Consider the following 16,795-nt stretch of genomic DNA (forward strand, 5'->3'; position numbering starts at 1 on the left):
TTTTCTGTGAGTCGCAGCGGTAAATGGCACGTTTCTCGCGGCGTTTAGTGGCCGATGAGGAGAGCCTGGCGAGCTGCCTCTACAACCTCGGGTGTCAACTCGTTGAGGTCGTTCACGGTCTGCACGCGCTCGATCTGGGTGAGTAAACGGTCGACGAGGCGGAAGTTGCCTGCGGTGATCCGGACGATGGTCGCGATCGCGGTTGCGTGGGCGACGCCGCCATCGGTTGCATCGCCTTCAGCAGGAAGTCGTCTGGCCAGGACTGCGGTGAGTTCGTCCGCAGTGAGCTGGCGGTACTCGTGGGCGAAACCGATACGGCTGTAGAGCTGGGGGTAGCGGGCGAGGCGTTTCTCAATACCGGGCATACCGATGAGGATGACACCCATTCGGTGATGGTCGAAGTAGTCACGGACTTGTTCAAATCCGGTGGCCTTAAGACGGTCGGCTTCGTCAATGATGAGTAGCTCGGTGCGTCCGCTGGAGCGGGACTCGGTATGGACGTAGGGGTCGACGACCCCGTGCTCGGCGAAGTCGACGGCGAAGGAGATGCGTTGGCATGCTCGTGGCAGGCCCTGGTCTATTTGTTTCGGGGTGGCCATGACCGTGGGGGTGAAGAACGCGGTGCGGGCCTCGAGAACACGTTCCGGCACAGGGCCGAGTGTGTCGGTGAAAAAGGATTCCCATTGTTCCCAGTCATCGACACCGGAATAGTGCCGGGCAGAAAGTGTCTTGCCGACCCCAGGCGGCCCCCAACACAGGCCAATATAGCGATGAGTGCGCACCGCGTCAGCGAACTCGGCGAAGCGGCGATGCTCATGAGTTGTCTGGAACGGTGGCAAGTCGGGCCGTGGCGGAGCGCTGGAGTTGATCTCCCCGAAATCGCCGAAAAGGAATCGGCTTCCATCATCGCCCTTGCTGAGGAGACTGTGTTTTGGGTCAGTCGGTGGCATAGAGACGCAATCCGTGTCGTGGCGGGACTTCGTCGACGCTGACCGGTTCCGCTTCGGGTGGTTCAGGCGCGACATAACGGCTGTCAATCGGCAGCGCGTCGGCGAGGCTGCGGCGGTGGCGCAGCTGTCGCTTGAGGTCACGGCGACGTTGCGACCGGGCAGCCTGCAGCTCTCGTAGCGAGACCGACTCGGCGGCGAGTTCGGGAGCGATCGCGCGGCAAAGGTAGTCATCATTGAAATAGACGCGGATCTCGCCGACATCGCGCGGGTCGAACCGGAGAGTTACCTGTTCACCGACGTAGGCGGCCAGTACCGGGGACACATACCGGGTGGAGGAGAACTGAATCCCGTCGCGTTGGACCTTCCTTGTAGTCGCCGCAGTCAGCAGAAGTAGGTCCAAATCCTCCGGCCGTACTGGGGCTCGCGGGATGAAGCCGGAAGCTGCCCAGCGGTGGACGGGGGCTTGGTGGGTTTCGGAGTGAGGGCGCTGGTTGTATTCGGTGACAATGAATCTTTCCAGGATCGCGTCGAGTTGCTCAAGACTGAGCGCCGGGTCCGTGAGAGGTTCTCCGTTCGTTCCGTGCGGGATATACCCGGGTAGGTGCGGCAAGAGCTCGGTGGTGATGGAACCATAGAACCGCTCGATCTTCCCTCGCCCCTGCGGAGCGCCGATCCGTGAGTGGATGAGCTGTATCTGCGTGTCCAGGCAAACCCGTTCGAGGCGGACGGAGGTGAAGTCCGAGCCGTGATCGGAATAGAGCACACTTGGCAGGCCGCAGACCGGCCAGGCAGGATTCGTCTTCTGATTGACCGCTTGGTGTAGTGCCAGCGCAGTCTGTTCGGCTGATGGGGCACCCAGGAAGAGGGTGTAGCCGGCGACGGCGCGGGAGTAATCATCCAGCACCACCGTCAACCACGGCCGAACCGGCACGCCAGCCTGGTCGAGTACCGCAACGTCCAAGAGCGTGTGGTCGGCTTGCCACTGTTCGTTCGGGGTCAATGAGGTGCGGCGGAAAACCAATTCGAACTGGTCCCGGTAGGCGGCATCGCCGTGCTGGGCCAGTGTGCGCAAGCCCGGGTCGATTGCACCAATGATCCCCCGGACGCTGGAGTAGCTCGGGACGGGCAATCCCCGATCGGCAGCTATGCCGCTGACTCGGCGATGAACAAACGCGACTGAGGGCTCGGGGCGGCGAAGCGCCAGAGCTTCGATCATCTCCACAATCTCGGGCAGTATTCGCCTCGTGCCGCTGTCAGCTCGCCGGAGGCGTTGCAGGCCATTGGACGTCGGGAAAGCACCATACTTCGCGGCCCAGCGTGACAACGTTCGCACCGGCACTCCTGATTCGGCCGCGATCTGTGTCCAGGGGACACCGTCATCGTGCTGGCGCAGCAGAGCCAGCCTCTCCTCCGGGGTCCTCTGCACCATGACGATCACCAGTCCAGGATCAGGTCTCGGGACCGGGATCGGCGGCAGTCTCCGGCGCGACTGTCACCGCTTCAGGAGGACGCGGTGGCAGGTGGCGATACAGGCTGGTACGGGTAATCCCGGTTTTGGCTACGATCTCGGCGATGGTGTGTCCGGTCGTGCGCAGGTGCTCGGCGTAGGCCAGCTTGTCCGGATCCACCACGGAGGGCCGCCCGATGCGTCGGCCCTTCGCGGTCGCTACCGCTCGAGCGTGGGCGGCACGCTCCAGGGTGTATGTGCGTTCCATCTGTCCGAACAACGCCAGTAGCACTACCGATAGCTGCGCCATCGGATCATCCGGGTTCGACGAGTCCACTCTGATCGGGTCGGCGAGGTTACGTGTGAGCTTCAGCGATAATTGGCGGTGTTCTTCCACCTCTTCGTGGCGGTACTGAGTCAACGAACTCCGCAATCATCTACGGACTACCCGGCAAGAATTGAATGTTGAGTTCTTTCACATCGTGCGGTTAGCCCGCATCAGCCGTGAAAGTCTTCTGGCTCCGCTGGCACACGTTTCGCCATGAGACAGAACTTATTGCCTTCCGGATCCGCAAGAACGTGCCAGCTCCCTGACGGCACAACGTCAGTGAGTTTCGCACCCAGCGACGCGAGCCTCTCAAGCTCATCCGCTTGACTGCGGTCCGTCGGACACAGATCAAGATGCAAAGTCCCATCCGTCAAAGTATCGTCGGAGCGCTCAAAGAGCATCGTCGGGGCATTCGACGCTCCGGAAATCGCGAGCCCTGTCTCGTCGACAGCCACAACCTCGCACCCGAATGCAGCACACCAAAATCGGCTCAACTGATCTGGGTCCTGCGTCTTGACTACAAGGTCCGCAATTCGACTAGTCATGCGTCCCACCCTACTTTCAACTTGGTTCGACAATGCCTCACCGCATGGGTGGAGTCTATTCTCGGAGCATGGAGACCGAGCATCCCCTGGACGGCGGAAACACCAGCAGAGCAGTCGTGAGAATCGGCGATACTGTACGTAAGCCCTGGTCAAGATCAACGCCTTCAGTCCTGTCATTCGTCGAAGCGCTACGTTCCAGCAGTATCGATGTGCCTGAACCGCTCGGCCGCGATGAACGCGATCGACAGATTCAAGAGTTCGTGCCCGGAACACTCGCGATCGACCACCTCCCACTGCCGACCTCCGTGCTCGTCGAAGTCGGGAGCCTCATTCGGGCAATCCATGACGCCAGTGAACATTTCGACCCCGATCCGCGAGCCGTGTGGGAGACAGCGATTCCCGCTCCCGGCGATGACCTTGTCTGCCACAACGATCTGGCTCCCTGGAATCTCATCATGAGCGATCGATTGGTCTTCATCGACTGGGACTCGTCGGCTCCCAGCACCCGACTGTGGGATCTTGCCTATGCTGCACAAACATTCACACTCTCCGATGCGAGCATCCCACCCGCTCAAGCAGCCCAGAGCCTCGTCGCGTTTGTCGATGGGTACGGGGCTACAAAGTCTTTGAGAAAGAGACTGCCAGCGACTATGGGTTATCGAGCGCAAGCGATGTATGACCTACTGCGCAACTCACACCAGACCGGTCGTGAACCGTGGGCGACGATGTTCACCTCTGGGCACGGTGACCATTGGCGAGCAGTTACGCGATACGTTGGCGATCATCGACGCGTGTGGGAACGTGCCCTCAACGAGGCATTTCACCGGTAGAGAGTGGGCACTTCGCGTGTCACTTCGATAGCCGGAGTAGCCCGGCATCGGTTCGGCGGAAGCCACAGCTATCGCGATAGAAGGCGTTGAGATGTGGTTCATAGTCGACATGCAACCATTCGCAGCCTGCTGCCCTGACTTCGTTAACCAGTGATCGGACCAGGCGACGCCCGATACCGCGTCGCTGCTGTTCTGGGGCGACGATTGTGTCGAGTAAGAACGCGTGAGTACCGCCGTCCCAACATGCATGGACGAACCCGACCAGCTTCTCGTCGGCGAATGCGCCTATCCACGTGAGACTATGACGTTCCAGCCGTTCCGCCCACGGAGTCACGTGACTGCCGTCGCGGCCGAAAGCCCGGGCGTGGAGATCAGACAGATGTGCGTCATTGACCGCGAACCGCACCCTAAGCTTCAGGCCCCACGGAATGCTCATTTCACACCAAAGATTCTTGAGCTCCGGCTGCTTGCCGATGACGATACAACGTTGCTCGCGACCACCCCACTAAGCGCGCCGCGTCCTCAGCAGTCCGGCCCTTGGCTCTAGCATCTTCGGCAATCGCGAGCTTCGCCGCGATCTCGTCCGGGTCGACTGGTGGCCTGCCGAACTTCGTGCCGTTCTGCTTGGCGGCCGCGATTCCGGCGTTGACTCGCTCGGTGATGAGTTCTCGTTCGTACTCAGCCAAGGTGGCGAGCATTCCCAACATCATCCGTCCAGCCGAGGTCTCTGGATCAATGTTGTCTGAGACCGACCGTACCTTCACTCCCCGGTCGCGGAGATGGTTCACGGTTGCCAATACGTCGAGGAGTGAGCGGCCGAGGCGATCGATGCGCCAGACAACGACGGTGTCTCCGTCTTCGGCGTAATCGAGGAGTCGTTTCATCCCCGGTCGTTGCTTCGCCCTCTTGCTGCCGGAAGTCACATCTGCGAAGACATCGCGTTTCTGAACCCCCGCGTCTTGGAGTGCGTCGAGTTGGAGCTGGGCATCTTGCCCGGCGGTACTGACTCGCGTGTATCCCAGAAGCCTCATAGTCTCAGAATGTCTCATAAACATCAAAAAGTCACGGCCATAATACAAAACATAGTGAGATGAGTTAGCGAGACACTTACCGGCCAGATATTTAGGGCCGTCGAGATTCTGATGGCCCTGCTGCCGGGTGTCTTACAAATCTAAAGGTTTAAGAGGCAGCAATAGTCCCCGGCTCGCAGCCATCGCGCGCAATGATCAGCGATGGATCTACGATTTCACTGCTTGCAACCAACGAGTCCAACTTATCCGCCCGAAGCCAGCCAGCACTCAACTCTGTACAGCCGGATCATTCGAACCACATTCCCCATGCTCGTCGTCCCCGAGCAAAAGAATAGGTGCACGGGCCAGCTTGCCCGGCCAGGGTTCAACACGAAGGCATAAGGGGCACCAAGCTCGCCGGTACGATCTCTGCTTCTTCCTCAAGTTCGCGGCGGGCCGTGGCTATTGGCTCTTCACTAGGTTCAGCGGAGCCAGCTGGCAGATCGAAAATCCAACGATCTATCGGGTAACGATACTGCCGGGTGCCCAGCACCTAGTTCCCACTGGCAACTAAGGATGCGACAGCAAATGTGACACTCGCGTCGACTTTATGCTTAGTCTACTTATCGTATCGCAGGCACACCCGGCCGAGGTCCGTCACCAACCTTACGGGTCACAGCTAGATAAGCTCCACGAGTCCAATCACCTGGAGCTGCCGCACAAGGTCCGCAACCGCGCGGCGGGGCGTTCCTGAGGCCTCTGCTAGCGCATCTATCGTTGTGTTCTGAACTTCCAGAATCTTATTCAGGATAGGTTCATATGCTTTGGGCAAGGTGACAGAGTTACCTGCGAACGTGATTTTCAATGTCTCTTCATTGGATTCGAGAGGCGGTGCGAAAACTGCGAGCACGCGAATCTTGAGGTCATCAGGTAAGCCATTGTCTGTAATACTCCAAGGCAAGCTCGCGCTCTGCCATCCGTCCGCGCTGGACACCTCCTCTTCGAAGAAATCATCGACAGTTAATGATTCCGCCACATTTATGAAGCTCGCGAGAATCTGGTCCCGCTGAGCATTTCGCGACTCAGCCGATCCCCATCGATCTAGACTCTTCCGGATGCGTTCATCGCCAAGTGCTTTCCACGCGAGCCAACGAACGAAATCGAACCCCGTCTTGCGAGTGAACGCGAACGTAACATGTAAACTCCTGCTTCCCGCGCCACGAACGGTATGCCACCATCCCCGAGGAACGTGAAGAACATCGCCCGGTTCAAGTACAGCATCAAGAAGTACTTCGCTCGGGCAGTTGCTGGGATCACTGTCACCAAATTCGGGCAGAGGGTCCTTCTCGGATGGACCGTGAACCTGCCAATGTTTGGTACCTTCAAGCTGAACGATGACAGTGTCGATTTCGTCGAAGTGACTATGAAATGCTTGCGAGGCGTCGAACGTCACAAACAAGTTGCATGAAGCGACCTCACCAGTCAGGCGCATGATGTCTGTCGTGGTGTCTCGAACTCGCTCGTTCACGCGGTCGAGACCATCGACAATGATGCTCGCGCCACCTCGAACGAGCTGTGAAAGCTGGTGCAGGTCAATGAGCCCATCTGAATCCAAATATTTCGCTCGAGGGAGAACGTCACCGTGGTGGGAAAGTTGAAGATCTGCGGGAAAGACGGAACGCCGATTGAGGACATGATTCAGATCATTCCACGTAAAGAATTGGTTCTTGAAGCCTTGAAACGCGCGTTCAAATACAAGCTGTTGACTCATACGCGACCGAAAGTCCGGACCCAGCATCGCGACAATTTGGCAACCCAAGGACGAAATTGGGCGTTCAGCTTCACCAAGGATTGCTGAACGCCCAATAGCAACTGTGCTGGGTTCATCCGCACGCTGCATATATGACTACTTTTCGCTGTCCGAAAAAATCTTAGTGAATTCCGCGAGCATCGGCCGGTTGTGCGTCTTCGCAAACGTCGCACGAGACCTATCGACGATCGGCGATACTTCAACGGTCAACTCAGGGAAATCATCCATTTCATCGATTGTCTTGTCTACAGCAGCACTGGCATTCGCCATGTTCGCTCCAATCAACCCTATTATTCCAAGAGACCCCACTTCGAGATCCTGTGACCTAGGATACATTCTAACAGCTCGATTCGGAAGGACTGGAGGGCCCTGTTATGGCGTTGATCCCACTCGCACCCACCGAGGTTGAGCACTTTCGCCGCGAAGGATATCTCGTCCGGCAAGAGTTCATGCTCGATGAAGTCACCGAACTACAGAACATGGTGGCCTCGTTGCTCTCACCACTTCCAGGGCGGAATCCTCGCATTACGATGCACAGCGCGTTAACCGACCCGGAATTTGCACGATTCCCGAACAATCCATACGCGACGTATCACGTGGTCAATACGGTCCTTGCCGGCGAGAATTGGATTTCGCTAATGGCCGATCATCGACTTATCGATACGGTATGTGAACTCCTGAGCCCGTCAGTCGATTTGGACATGTCCTTTCTGCGGATGCGCCCGTCGGGGCTGCGAATGGAAGCACCATGGCACCGGGATGCAGACACGGACAAATTCGACGACCATCGCGGTGTCACCTCGTTGGTATATCTGCACGACATGACTGCGGCCTCCGGTGCGACAAGGGTGATTCCAGCCAGCCGCGGCTATAGTCATCGAAGTCTCGAGTCACAGAATGTCAGCGTTGACGAGTTGGAAAGTGCGGCAATCCCGATCGAACAACCTGCTGGAACCGTTCTCTATCTTTCCTCCAGCGTGGTCCACAGAGGCGATTGGAATCGTACCCAAGACGAAAGTGGGGTCCTCGCGTTCGAGTATCGCGCAGCAGGCAACAACCGCCATATGGGTACGAGTGAAGATCCAGCGTTGACGGATCTTCCCGTTGCACGACCCGGGTGGCGGTTAAGCATGCCGAGCCGCTGGTTCAGCGCGATTTCGTGAGGCGGCGAAAGACCTCGAGGTTTGTTGCTAGGTGCGCCGGACTACGGCTTCCGAACACGACTGGTACTTCTGCACGAAGATAAGCCGACAAAATCGTTTCGTGCACTTTTGGTTCGCTATGCGCTGTCAAGAGCCGATTCTGCTCATGAAATGGACTGTGAGCCATTGGGACAATTCCTCGGCGTCTGTGTGAGTCAATCGTTGTTGACAGAGTGCTACCAAGCGGAAAGAAACTCTGATTCAGATCCGGGTAGAAGCCCAATGACCGTTTCACCCAATCCAGCTGCTGAATCGAGAAATTGGAGACGCCGAGACGGCGAACGTGACCAACTGCTCTTGCTTCACGCATAACTTCCAGGGTGCGTACCAACTCCCGAGCAGGCATAGGGGCATGTAGCAGCCAGACGTCTAGATACTCCAACTGCAGGCTCACCAGGCTGAAATCAAGTACCTCCCATTCTTTCCCCGCGAACTCCACGGGAAACTTGGTGCAGATAGTGAGCTGCCACCGAGGGACCCCGCTCGTCGCGAGAGCTTTGCCAACTTCTCGCTCATTCGCGTAGGCCGAGGCCGTGTCAATCAGCCGATAGCCGAGTTTCAGGGCTGAATCGACCATAAGCTCAGCTTCAGTTGTGAGACCCCATGTACCGAAGCCCAACCGAGGAATCATTCCAACGCCTCTGTACGGTATGTCCCGCCGTCGCCACGAGTCGAAACCTCATCAGGACGGAGGAAGTGGCGATTCAGAAGCCAAAATCCCGAAACATAAATGCCGACGCTCGACGCGAGAACTACTGGCCAGATTTCGACAGTGGTCAGAGCTGCCGCAGTGAGGACTGCTGAGCCGCCAACTGCGAGAGAGTTAATCCAGCGGCTGGTAGCGCCGACCCTCCCGAGAAGTTCCTTAGGCACGACCCTCTGCCTGTATGTGATGACTGCAGAAGCGTAAACAACCGAACTCATTGAGTAAAAGAACCATCCTGCGATGTAGAAGGCGAGTCCGAATCCGGGGAAAGCGAAGGGAAGAAGAAGGATCGGGAGGTTGATCACTAGCTGCGTGATCACCATGATTCTCACGGGACCGAAAAATTTTACCAGCGGGGCATTGATGAATCCGCCCAGGATGCCGCCAACCGCCGTGAAGCTAACCACGACTCCGACACCCCATGCGGGTACTTCAAGGACCCTCACGAGAAATAGAAACTCGACAGCTCCCGCCATCGTCGAAAAGACGTTGGATGTCACACTCGATACAAGAATCAGACCAAGACGGCGATTGGCGCGGTAGACGCTGAAACCGCCGAGAAACTCCGACACCCCATGCGCAATCCGCTTTGAACGCGAGGGACGTATTTTGGGAGCGGTTGGAAGAACCTCCGAAGTGGTCGGATCGAGGGTTGCTTTAGGCAGTCGCAACATCAATGCCGCAGACATGATGAAGGCGACAGTGTTAGCAATGAGCCCAGCGAACAAACCGAACACACTGATGAGCCCGCCGCCAATTCCAGCACCTCCCACCTCAGCAACAGAACGCGAAGATGCATACGCGCCATTAACTTTGTCCATCTCAGCATCAGGAACAAGCGCCGGTACAACAGTGTCGGTCGTAACATCGGCGAGCGAGTCGAAAACCTGAAGCCCAACTGCTACAAGCAAGACCCATGCGATCGTAAGGTGGCCCGTGATCCATAACAAAGGTATGAGACTCGCGAACAAAGCACCAACCAGGTAACTTCCCACCAGCAGCCGGCGTCGATTCGTTCTATCCACAAGCAGACCGATGGGCAGAGCCACCACGAGCATGACGATCGCTGCGACAGCTTCGATCGTCGCAACCCAGGCATTACTGGCTTCGAGCAGCGTGATAGCGACTAGAGGCAGCGCAATGCCTGAGATCTCAGTGCCAGTGTTTCCGATGAACGAACCACCGAGGAACGAAAAAACCCCACGACGCCGGAAAGGTCCTTGAATCGGACTCAAAGGACATCTTTTCTTGTGAAGGCTCTCTTCACATCCTGACAGAGCAACGCGTTGTTGTGCTCTCCGACTGCTTCAAAGTACGTGATTGCGAAGTCGATGTTCGCCTCACCGATGTAATTGCCCGTCACAGCAATCGTCTCAGTAGGGTTCTCAACGGCATGGGCCCATCCACTTGGTGTGAAGAGCAGGTCCCCTGGTGCCTGTTCGAACTCAATGGGATGGAGTTCGTAATATGCTGGAGCAACCGGGATCATTCCACGTTGCAAGGCCTCAGCCGGGGGCAGGAAACGCCAAATCTTGCGCCCGGTGATCAAAAGGTTCCACGCCGCGCTTGCCATACTGTCGACATGTAGAGGTGTGCCCGTGCCTACTTGGCCTGCCATTAGCCAATACCAAGACGGACGCATTTCGTCAGGTAGAGAGGAAAGCCAGTTCAATTCTCGTACCGGCCTGAGGACTCTCGCTACTAGTTGCGGATCTATGTCCGTCAACGTGGTGTGTTTCATGTAAAGACCATCACCTGGACGATTGTCCAGGCGGGTAAGGAAATCCCCTAGGGTCCCGCTCCACCCATCAACCGAGCTACTTTCGGCATCGATCGACACCTGACGATGAGAGTGCAAAGAGTCACGATCAAAGGCCCTAACAAAGTGATGGTCGGGACTGAGGCGGATGAGGGTGGGCTCCGGCCGTTTCGCTGCATCGCGTATAGCGGCCCCGATGTTCGCCTCCGTATAGGAAATCTCACTGATTGAAGCCGGCAATAGAGGGCCCTTCCTCCTGCTGGCGCACCCAGTCAGCACGGTGTTCGCTGAGTGGTTCCTCACCGAAACGATTCCTAATCGCGCTGATGGAGTTGAGCGCCTTGCTCAGGTTCTCTCTTTCACTTCTGCAGCGAGCAACCTTCGTCTCCGCCTTCTGTGTAATAACCTCGTCTGAGTCCTGCATATTGAATGGCGCTTCGGGGAAAGTGATTGTGCACATTCGCGCTGCCCAGCAGGTGGAACAAGATGAGCTATTAACCCCATCAGCGAAGCCGCGGAGCTGATCGAGCCCAACCCGGTAGTCCACTCCAGCGTCTGCAGTTCCCGCTGAAAAGGTCTCTGCTTGAAACTCATAGGAAGTGTAATAGGTCCCGTTCGCCCCGAGAACCAGGTATTCGGAGCCCGGGATGAGCTGGACACCAAGAAGGTGGGACACTTCTGCGGGATCGTCTGGAACGGATTGGTTTAGTGCCCGGTGGAAAGATCGATGCAGGAATCCATGACTAAATGCATAGTGATAGCGGAGCGACCGGTCACGCTGTGCGGCATCCATCTTGTGCGCCGAGACAAACAGTTTCCAAATCTTATCTTGCTCATCAAAGAGGCTCTGGAACTCGTCGTAGGAGCCGGATCCACCGGGAAGTACCAGATCGAAGTCCCACGCGAGCGCACGCTGCGCCACATCCCACGCCGCGAAATACTTATACATCTTGCGAGTATCGAGGGGCTGGGACAATACAGAAATGATCGCAACACGTTTCGAGAAGTAGTCTGGCCAATTCTGGGCAACCCATTCAACCTTATCTCTCACTCGATCGTGTGTACCCTTGCCGCGGCGGTCAACGCGGTACAGGTCGTGGTTAGGTCCGTCGATCGAAACGTTCATGTAAATGTCATTCTCGACCAAAAAGTTCATTATTCGCTCATTTAGGAGCATGCCATTTGTGTTGACCTGCAGAATCAAGTTCGGGAAAGAGATGCCGAGACTTTCCTCACGGGATCGAATGAGATCCATGACTTCCTGCATCTTGTTGAACCCGAGAAGCGGTTCGCCGCCAAAGAAGTAGATAGCCTGTTGACTATCGACAACTCGCTGATCGCTAACAAGAAACGAATCAATAGCTGCCGCCAGCTCTTCGTATCCCGGAGAGAGATTCTGATGAAGACGCGTCCCGTCGTATGCTCCACCGTAATAGCAGTAGGTGCACCGGATGTTGCACTGTTCCGTCGGATTGAGCACGAGGGTTCGCGATCGGACGTTGGTGAGGTCAGGAGCTGAAGGAATCTCAGGAAAGCTCCAGCCATCTGCCGGGATTGTCACGAATCGGTCGTCGAAGAGCAACCGAAACGCCTTCGAATCTGACGCCTGGCAGTTGAGCAAGAACTGTTCCTGTGCACCCGTTAATGGCTCGATCTTCCCCGACGCCGGAATGTACACGAGGGCGTCTCCGTCCAAGGATCTTTCGGCGAGCACATGGAAAATGAATAATTGATCGCCCATGCGGTGAACGGATGGTCGGTTCTCACCGATGTTTTTCGCCGAGTCGCCAACCCATTCGGGGTGGTCCACGCGCTCGATGAGATTGCGTTGGTGTGCAGTTAGCATCGTTGCTCCCTTGCTGCTAGTTGTCGCCGAAGACCGCACGTAACGTTGCCAGTAAGAGTGCAGCGACGGTCCTGCCAGCCTCTTCGCTCCAACGATCGCTGTAGGTCGTTTCAACAATATCGATACCGACAATGTTATATATAGAGCATACGCTGTTGACTTCTTGGACAAGCTCGGTTAATCCACTCCCGCCTGGTTCAGGATGTCCTGTCGCAGGAAACGCTTCGGGGCTCAAAACATCCATATCGATAGAAAGGAAAGTAGGAGCATCCATATCGGGCAGATCTGTAGCAGAGGATCGGCAATGCACGCCTTTTGGAAGCGGAAAATGGCTCCCCGGGAGAGGGGCACGGACCCCTACGATGTCTGCTCCAGCTATCGAGCCAGTCGTCGCAAGGTAGTTCACAAAGTTCGCGTGAGTCAGTTGTCCGTAGTTGGTAACGCTCTCAGACACTGGACCCACATCGCAGTGCGCGTCGAAACATACGAGGTGTAACGGCCCCTCGAGCGCCCGCGATACCCCAGTCACCGTTGCTGCGGTAACACTGTGATCACCACCAATGAAAACCGGTACACTCGCGATTCGCGCGGCGCGATAGGCAGTTTCCTGCGCTATTTGGTAGTAGGACGCCCGATCAATGCGAGGGTCGAGAGGAATCCCGCCGAGATCTCCGAGATCGAAAATTTGCCGCCGTCCAAGGATCTCAGCTCCACTCAGTGGATCGCGCACACCATGCAAGTGTGACTCACTATCCAGGCTAAACCCAAGACTAGGGCTGAACTTTCGTACAATCTCCGGACCGTGGCGTTGTCCCGGAAGCCCCGTTGTCCCACCGTCCCACGGCAACCCAATAATGACCGCGTCTACTTGATTGAATTGAGCCTGTATATGCGTTGCATCGAACGTAGGAAGACCTAGGAATCCATTGAGTATTGGGCGTGGGGACACGGAATCCGCTGGTTCAGATGATGTAGGCATACGAGAGGTCAGGAGTTCCAATCGACCGGAGTCGTCAAGCCCGACTCCCAGTCGCAGCGGATAATCGCATAAGCCACTGAGTCCAACGAATCTGCGTTGACTACCGGCCAGCCCTTGCGATAGTGAGCTTCCTTGACGTAACAATTTCGCTCAAACACCTTGCGCATCGCAATGTTGTCAGAACGCGTATTACCTTCAATTCGATTCACGTCCGGGTACTTATTAAAGACTTCGGACGTTCCTATGCCAAGGGCAGCGACGGCAATTGACCTACCTCGATGAGGGTCACCCAGGCGGATATCAATCATCGGAGTGCCGTCGAGTACTTCCTGAAAATTGATAAAGCCGACTCGTACGCCATCGAGCTCGATCCAATAGGCCAAGTTGTCTGGCTCGGAGAACACCCCGTTGGCTAGCCGATCTCGCGCCTCTTCCTCAGTTGGGGCGGCAGTAAGATGAAAGGGAAAGAAATTGCTGGAAAGAAAAGAAACTAAGTGTTCGGCATCATTGACCGAATCGATGGGCATCAATTTTAAGCTCACTCCACACATGTTAGCAAACCGGGGTAGGTTCGACCAGGGGGCCTCGACGTCGCCGTGGGTCCAACATGCAACCGCGGGTGAATCTCATCGAATGCTCGTATCTCGGCCCTCGTGTGAGTCTCGTTATAGTCCATGACCCGATCCAGCTCCTAGCACGGGTACGCCCTGTCGATTTGGTGCAAAAGCGACAGGAAATTCTGTTCTCGACGCCATGTTGACCGCCGTGGTGGCCTGCCTTAAAGCAACTTCCAAGGCCGCGAACATTGTTGATGTTCAATGCCGGTGATAAGCATGAGCACGCTTCTCCGCATCGGCAACAATAGGGAGGTGCGACCGACAGTCTGGGTTTGAGACTTCTCGACACACAACATCTCCGCGGTGTCGTCGGGTGGTGCTGGTTGGGCCCCCATTAGCAGTCCAGTGGCTATGCAATAGCTAATTGGTTCTCTGCGGTCCAGCGTTCCCAGTAACTTGACGGTGTCATTTTGTCGAAGGAACCGTGGGCCGTTCGTGGTTATAGATACCTATTCATTCGTCGGTCAAGTACCTCGCCTCCAATGAGCGGACAAAACCGACCGCCACTGGGTGTTGATAAAAAGCCGCCATTCAACTCTGAAGCTCACAGGTCTTGTTTGACCGTCGAAACCCGCGCGTATCCCAACTCCATGCGCCCAGCGTACCAATATTCGTGTCTGTACGGAATGGATGGGACGTTGATCTGGGCCTTACTTATGGGACGGAAAATCAGGCTCTGGCCCGATCGATGAGGTTGCTCGTCCTTGGTGTCCCACTACCAAGGAACTGGGACGACCGGAAAGTGGGCAAGGATTGACGGTGGTTCAGCCACCACTGTATAGTTCACTAAGTGCTGACTATTACTTCTCGCTTAGACGTGATGAACCGGTTGGGCCGGGCGATGGCCGACCCAACCAGGTCACGACTTATCCTGACGCTGCTAGATCGACCGGCCTACCCGGCAGAATTAGCCAGCGATCTGGAGCTGACCCGCTCGAACGTATCCAACCATTTGGCATGCTTGCGCGACTGCGGCATCGTGGTCGCCGAGCCCGAGGGGCGCAAGACGCGCTATAAGATCGCCGATCCGCACCTGGCGCGGGCGCTCACCGCACTGGTCGACGTCACTCTCGCGGTGGACGAGAACGCCCCGTGCATTGATCCCGCCTGCTCGGTTCCCGGATGCGGTATAGCAAAGGTGGGCACGTGATCCTGACCTCGGCCCTACAGGCGATCGGCCTGTTCATCGCCACGAATATTGACGACATCATCGTGCTCTCCCTGTTCTTCGCCCGCGGCGCCGGGCAGCGCGGAACCACCGCACGAATTCTTGCCGGCCAGTACCTGGGGTTCGTGGGCATCCTGGGTGCGGCCGTGCTCGTCTCCTTGGGGGCCGGAGTATTCCTGCCTCCAGCGGTCATCCCGTACTTCGGCCTCATCCCCCTGGGGCTGGGGCTGTGGGCTGCCTGGCAGGCCCGGTGCGGAGGCGATGACGATGACGCCGAGATCGAAGGCAAGAACGTCGCAGTCTGGACTGTGGCCGGGGTCACGTTCGCCAACGGCGGAGACAACATCGGCGTCTACGTCCCGGTCTTCCTCAACGTGGGCCCGGCCGGGGTGGTGGCCTACTGCATCGTGTTCCTCGCGCTGGTCGCGGTGCTGGTAATGCTGGCCAAGTTCGTCGCCACCCGCCCACCGATCGCCGAAGTCCTTGAACGCTGGGAACACATCCTGTTCCCCATTGTCCTCATCGGCCTCGGTATCTTCATCCTGATCAGCGGCGGAGCATTCGGACTCTGAGGGCCCCGTCACCCGCTCACACGGATGTAACTGGTTCGCCACTAAAGCGCAAACGACGTAGCCGACAATTACCGACGCGAGAACCACGCCACTTACCGCTGCGACTCACATCTCTCGCCGCCCGATTTCACGAGGCAGAGGATGTCTCGATAACCTGTCTCACCGCAAACTGTCTTACAGTCGTGACTTTTCGGTGTTTGTGAGTCATTCTTGAAGCATGAGGCTTCTGGGATACACACGAGTCAGTACCGCCGGACAGGATGCGCAGCTTCAACTCGATGCACTCGTCGGTGCTGGGGTTCAAAAGCGGGACGTGTTTTCTGATGTTACTTCCGGTAGTAAGACGGCGAAACAGCGCCCCGGCATGAGACGACTACTCGACTATGCCGAAGACGGCGACACTGTCGTCGTGTGGCGAATCGACCGGCTCGGCCGATCACTCCTGGACGTTCTGGCAACCGTGAACCATCTCCGAGACCAGGGAGTGAAGGTCCGTTCCGTTTCGGACAACATCGACCCTGAGACTTCATCGGGTCGGATGATGTTGGGAATGCTCGCTACCCTGGCCGAGTATGAACGAGAACTCATCACTGAACGCGTCAATGCAGGCATTGCCGCAGCTAAGCAGAACGGCACCAAGTTCGGGCGGCCGCCGGTAGACCCGGACGAGATCGCCCAGAAGCTCGAGATCGCCGAAGACGCCCGCGCCAAAGGTCGCACCGCTGAAGACGCAGCACGCTTGGTGGGCTGGTCGAGAGCCACCTTGTACCGACACCGTCAAGCCGCCGGCACCCACGACACACTGACTAAACCGGTGTGAAATGGACGGGCCGTAGAAGTGGCGCATCTTTCGGCTCCACGTCGAAGACGACATCGCTCTGACAACTCTGGCCCAAGACACCGGCCTCGGCTTGCGCACCTTGCAACGCTGGCACCAGCAATACAAGACCGGTGGCATCGCCGCTCTCGAACCGCAGACCCGACAGGATACTGGTTCCAGACGTACCCATCCTGTACTTCAAGCGT

At 57.1% G+C, this 16,795-nt stretch carries 20 protein-coding genes; 5 read left to right on the forward strand and 15 right to left on the reverse strand.

The window, feature by feature from the left end; genetic code table 11:
• Window positions 1-44 precede the first annotated feature (44 nt).
• The 4 genes from BLT92_RS04745 to BLT92_RS20575 form a co-directional block, all read right to left on the reverse strand.
• On the reverse strand, window positions 45-1,025 hold the full coding sequence (locus tag BLT92_RS04745) for an ATP-binding protein (protein WP_331712229.1): 981 nt from the start codon (window positions 1,023-1,025) through the stop codon (window positions 45-47).
• Window positions 937-2,379 (reverse strand): Mu transposase C-terminal domain-containing protein, encoded by a 1,443-nt coding sequence (locus BLT92_RS04750; protein ID WP_231939024.1) that lies wholly within the window; start codon window positions 2,377-2,379, stop codon window positions 937-939. Before BLT92_RS04750 ends, BLT92_RS04745 begins: the two co-directional genes overlap by 89 nt.
• 19 nt (window positions 2,380-2,398) lie before the next feature.
• Window positions 2,399-2,818, reverse strand: a complete 420-nt coding sequence (locus BLT92_RS04755; protein WP_231939025.1) for a helix-turn-helix domain-containing protein — start codon at window positions 2,816-2,818, stop codon at window positions 2,399-2,401.
• A gap of 77 nt (window positions 2,819-2,895) precedes the next feature.
• Window positions 2,896-3,447 (reverse strand): VOC family protein, encoded by a 552-nt coding sequence (locus tag BLT92_RS20575; RefSeq protein ID WP_331712230.1) that lies wholly within the window; start codon window positions 3,445-3,447, stop codon window positions 2,896-2,898.
• An 83-nt stretch (window positions 3,448-3,530) separates the two neighbouring features.
• On the opposite strand from BLT92_RS20575, the gene BLT92_RS04765 reads away from it, so the two are divergent.
• Complete coding sequence (locus tag BLT92_RS04765; RefSeq protein WP_331712231.1) at window positions 3,531-4,100, forward strand: phosphotransferase family protein; 570 nt, start codon at window positions 3,531-3,533, stop codon at window positions 4,098-4,100.
• A gap of 19 nt (window positions 4,101-4,119) precedes the next feature.
• On the opposite strand, the gene BLT92_RS04770 is transcribed toward BLT92_RS04765, so the two are convergent.
• From BLT92_RS04770 to BLT92_RS04790, 5 genes are all read right to left on the reverse strand, one after another.
• The gene (locus BLT92_RS04770) at window positions 4,120-4,536 is read right to left on the reverse strand and encodes a GNAT family N-acetyltransferase (RefSeq protein ID WP_092103639.1); all 417 of its coding nucleotides are present in this window, start codon (window positions 4,534-4,536) and stop codon (window positions 4,120-4,122) included.
• A 1-nt stretch (window position 4,537) separates the two neighbouring features.
• A complete protein-coding gene (locus BLT92_RS04775) occupies window positions 4,538-5,131 on the reverse strand; it encodes a recombinase family protein (protein ID WP_092103641.1) in 594 nt (197 codons plus the stop codon).
• 364 nt (window positions 5,132-5,495) lie between these two features.
• Complete coding sequence (locus BLT92_RS21195; RefSeq protein WP_092103643.1) at window positions 5,496-5,663, reverse strand: NUDIX domain-containing protein; 168 nt, start codon at window positions 5,661-5,663, stop codon at window positions 5,496-5,498.
• A 126-nt stretch (window positions 5,664-5,789) separates the two neighbouring features.
• The gene (locus BLT92_RS04785) at window positions 5,790-7,010 is read right to left on the reverse strand and encodes a JmjC domain-containing protein (protein WP_092103644.1); all 1,221 of its coding nucleotides are present in this window, start codon (window positions 7,008-7,010) and stop codon (window positions 5,790-5,792) included.
• A 6-nt stretch (window positions 7,011-7,016) separates the two neighbouring features.
• The gene (locus BLT92_RS04790) at window positions 7,017-7,190 is read right to left on the reverse strand and encodes a hypothetical protein (RefSeq protein ID WP_157691321.1); all 174 of its coding nucleotides are present in this window, start codon (window positions 7,188-7,190) and stop codon (window positions 7,017-7,019) included.
• Between the two features lie 104 nt (window positions 7,191-7,294).
• Between BLT92_RS04790 and BLT92_RS04795 the strand changes: the two genes are divergently transcribed.
• Window positions 7,295-8,083, forward strand: a complete 789-nt coding sequence (locus tag BLT92_RS04795) for a phytanoyl-CoA dioxygenase family protein (protein ID WP_092103648.1) — start codon at window positions 7,295-7,297, stop codon at window positions 8,081-8,083.
• On the opposite strand, the gene BLT92_RS21200 is transcribed toward BLT92_RS04795, so the two are convergent.
• The 6 genes from BLT92_RS21200 to BLT92_RS04825 form a co-directional block, all read right to left on the reverse strand.
• Window positions 8,067-8,753 (reverse strand): aldo/keto reductase family protein, encoded by a 687-nt coding sequence (locus tag BLT92_RS21200; RefSeq protein ID WP_092103650.1) that lies wholly within the window; start codon window positions 8,751-8,753, stop codon window positions 8,067-8,069. The genes BLT92_RS04795 and BLT92_RS21200 overlap by 17 nt on opposite strands.
• Window positions 8,750-10,063 (reverse strand): MFS transporter, encoded by a 1,314-nt coding sequence (locus BLT92_RS04805; protein WP_157691322.1) that lies wholly within the window; start codon window positions 10,061-10,063, stop codon window positions 8,750-8,752. Before BLT92_RS04805 ends, BLT92_RS21200 begins: the two co-directional genes overlap by 4 nt.
• Window positions 10,060-10,668: a JmjC domain-containing protein gene (locus BLT92_RS04810; protein WP_157691323.1), complete on the reverse strand. Its 609-nt coding sequence runs from the start codon at window positions 10,666-10,668 to the stop codon at window positions 10,060-10,062. The genes BLT92_RS04805 and BLT92_RS04810 overlap by 4 nt, the downstream gene beginning before the upstream one ends.
• A 139-nt stretch (window positions 10,669-10,807) precedes the next feature.
• Complete coding sequence (locus BLT92_RS04815; protein ID WP_092103656.1) at window positions 10,808-12,433, reverse strand: radical SAM protein; 1,626 nt, start codon at window positions 12,431-12,433, stop codon at window positions 10,808-10,810.
• 16 nt (window positions 12,434-12,449) lie between these two features.
• Complete coding sequence (locus BLT92_RS04820) at window positions 12,450-13,412, reverse strand: arginase family protein (RefSeq protein ID WP_092103658.1); 963 nt, start codon at window positions 13,410-13,412, stop codon at window positions 12,450-12,452.
• An 8-nt stretch (window positions 13,413-13,420) separates the two neighbouring features.
• A complete protein-coding gene (locus tag BLT92_RS04825) occupies window positions 13,421-13,954 on the reverse strand; it encodes a GNAT family N-acetyltransferase (RefSeq protein WP_157691325.1) in 534 nt (177 codons plus the stop codon).
• Window positions 13,955-14,819: 865 nt separating this feature from the next.
• Here BLT92_RS04825 and cmtR point away from each other — a divergent pair.
• The 3 genes from cmtR (at window position 14,820) to BLT92_RS04840 (ending at window position 16,589) form a co-directional block, all read left to right on the forward strand.
• A complete protein-coding gene (gene cmtR, locus BLT92_RS04830) occupies window positions 14,820-15,179 on the forward strand; it encodes a Cd(II)/Pb(II)-sensing metalloregulatory transcriptional regulator CmtR (protein ID WP_062862470.1) in 360 nt (119 codons plus the stop codon).
• A complete protein-coding gene (locus BLT92_RS04835; protein WP_092103662.1) occupies window positions 15,176-15,769 on the forward strand; it encodes a cadmium resistance transporter in 594 nt (197 codons plus the stop codon). Before cmtR ends, BLT92_RS04835 begins: the two co-directional genes overlap by 4 nt.
• Window positions 15,770-15,986: 217 nt before the next feature.
• Window positions 15,987-16,589 (forward strand): recombinase family protein, encoded by a 603-nt coding sequence (locus tag BLT92_RS04840; protein ID WP_092103664.1) that lies wholly within the window; start codon window positions 15,987-15,989, stop codon window positions 16,587-16,589.
• Window positions 16,590-16,795 lie beyond the last annotated feature (206 nt).

Source organism: Brevibacterium picturae, from assembly GCF_900105045.1.
GTDB classification, from domain to species: Bacteria; Actinomycetota; Actinomycetes; order Actinomycetales; family Brevibacteriaceae; genus Brevibacterium; species Brevibacterium picturae.

Coding starts and splice junctions, on each gene's coding strand:
- BLT92_RS21200 (WP_092103650.1), bottom strand. CDS start 8,753: ATGATTCCTCGGTTGGGCTTCGGTACATGGGGTCTCACAACTGAAGCT.
- BLT92_RS04840 (WP_092103664.1), top strand. CDS start 15,987: ATGAGGCTTCTGGGATACACACGAGTCAGTACCGCCGGACAGGATGCG.
- BLT92_RS04820 (WP_092103658.1), bottom strand. CDS start 13,412: ATGCCTACATCATCTGAACCAGCGGATTCCGTGTCCCCACGCCCAATA.
- BLT92_RS20575 (WP_331712230.1), bottom strand. CDS start 3,447: ATGACAGGACTGAAGGCGTTGATCTTGACCAGGGCTTACGTACAGTAT.
- BLT92_RS04775 (WP_092103641.1), bottom strand. CDS start 5,131: ATGAGGCTTCTGGGATACACGCGAGTCAGTACCGCCGGGCAAGATGCC.
- BLT92_RS04750 (WP_231939024.1), bottom strand. CDS start 2,379: ATGGTGCAGAGGACCCCGGAGGAGAGGCTGGCTCTGCTGCGCCAGCAC.
- BLT92_RS04790 (WP_157691321.1), bottom strand. CDS start 7,190: ATGGCGAATGCCAGTGCTGCTGTAGACAAGACAATCGATGAAATGGAT.
- BLT92_RS04745 (WP_331712229.1), bottom strand. CDS start 1,025: ATGTCGCGCCTGAACCACCCGAAGCGGAACCGGTCAGCGTCGACGAAG.
- BLT92_RS04795 (WP_092103648.1), top strand. CDS start 7,295: ATGGCGTTGATCCCACTCGCACCCACCGAGGTTGAGCACTTTCGCCGC.
- BLT92_RS04785 (WP_092103644.1), bottom strand. CDS start 7,010: ATGCAGCGTGCGGATGAACCCAGCACAGTTGCTATTGGGCGTTCAGCA.
- BLT92_RS04815 (WP_092103656.1), bottom strand. CDS start 12,433: ATGCTAACTGCACACCAACGCAATCTCATCGAGCGCGTGGACCACCCC.
- BLT92_RS04770 (WP_092103639.1), bottom strand. CDS start 4,536: ATGAGCATTCCGTGGGGCCTGAAGCTTAGGGTGCGGTTCGCGGTCAAT.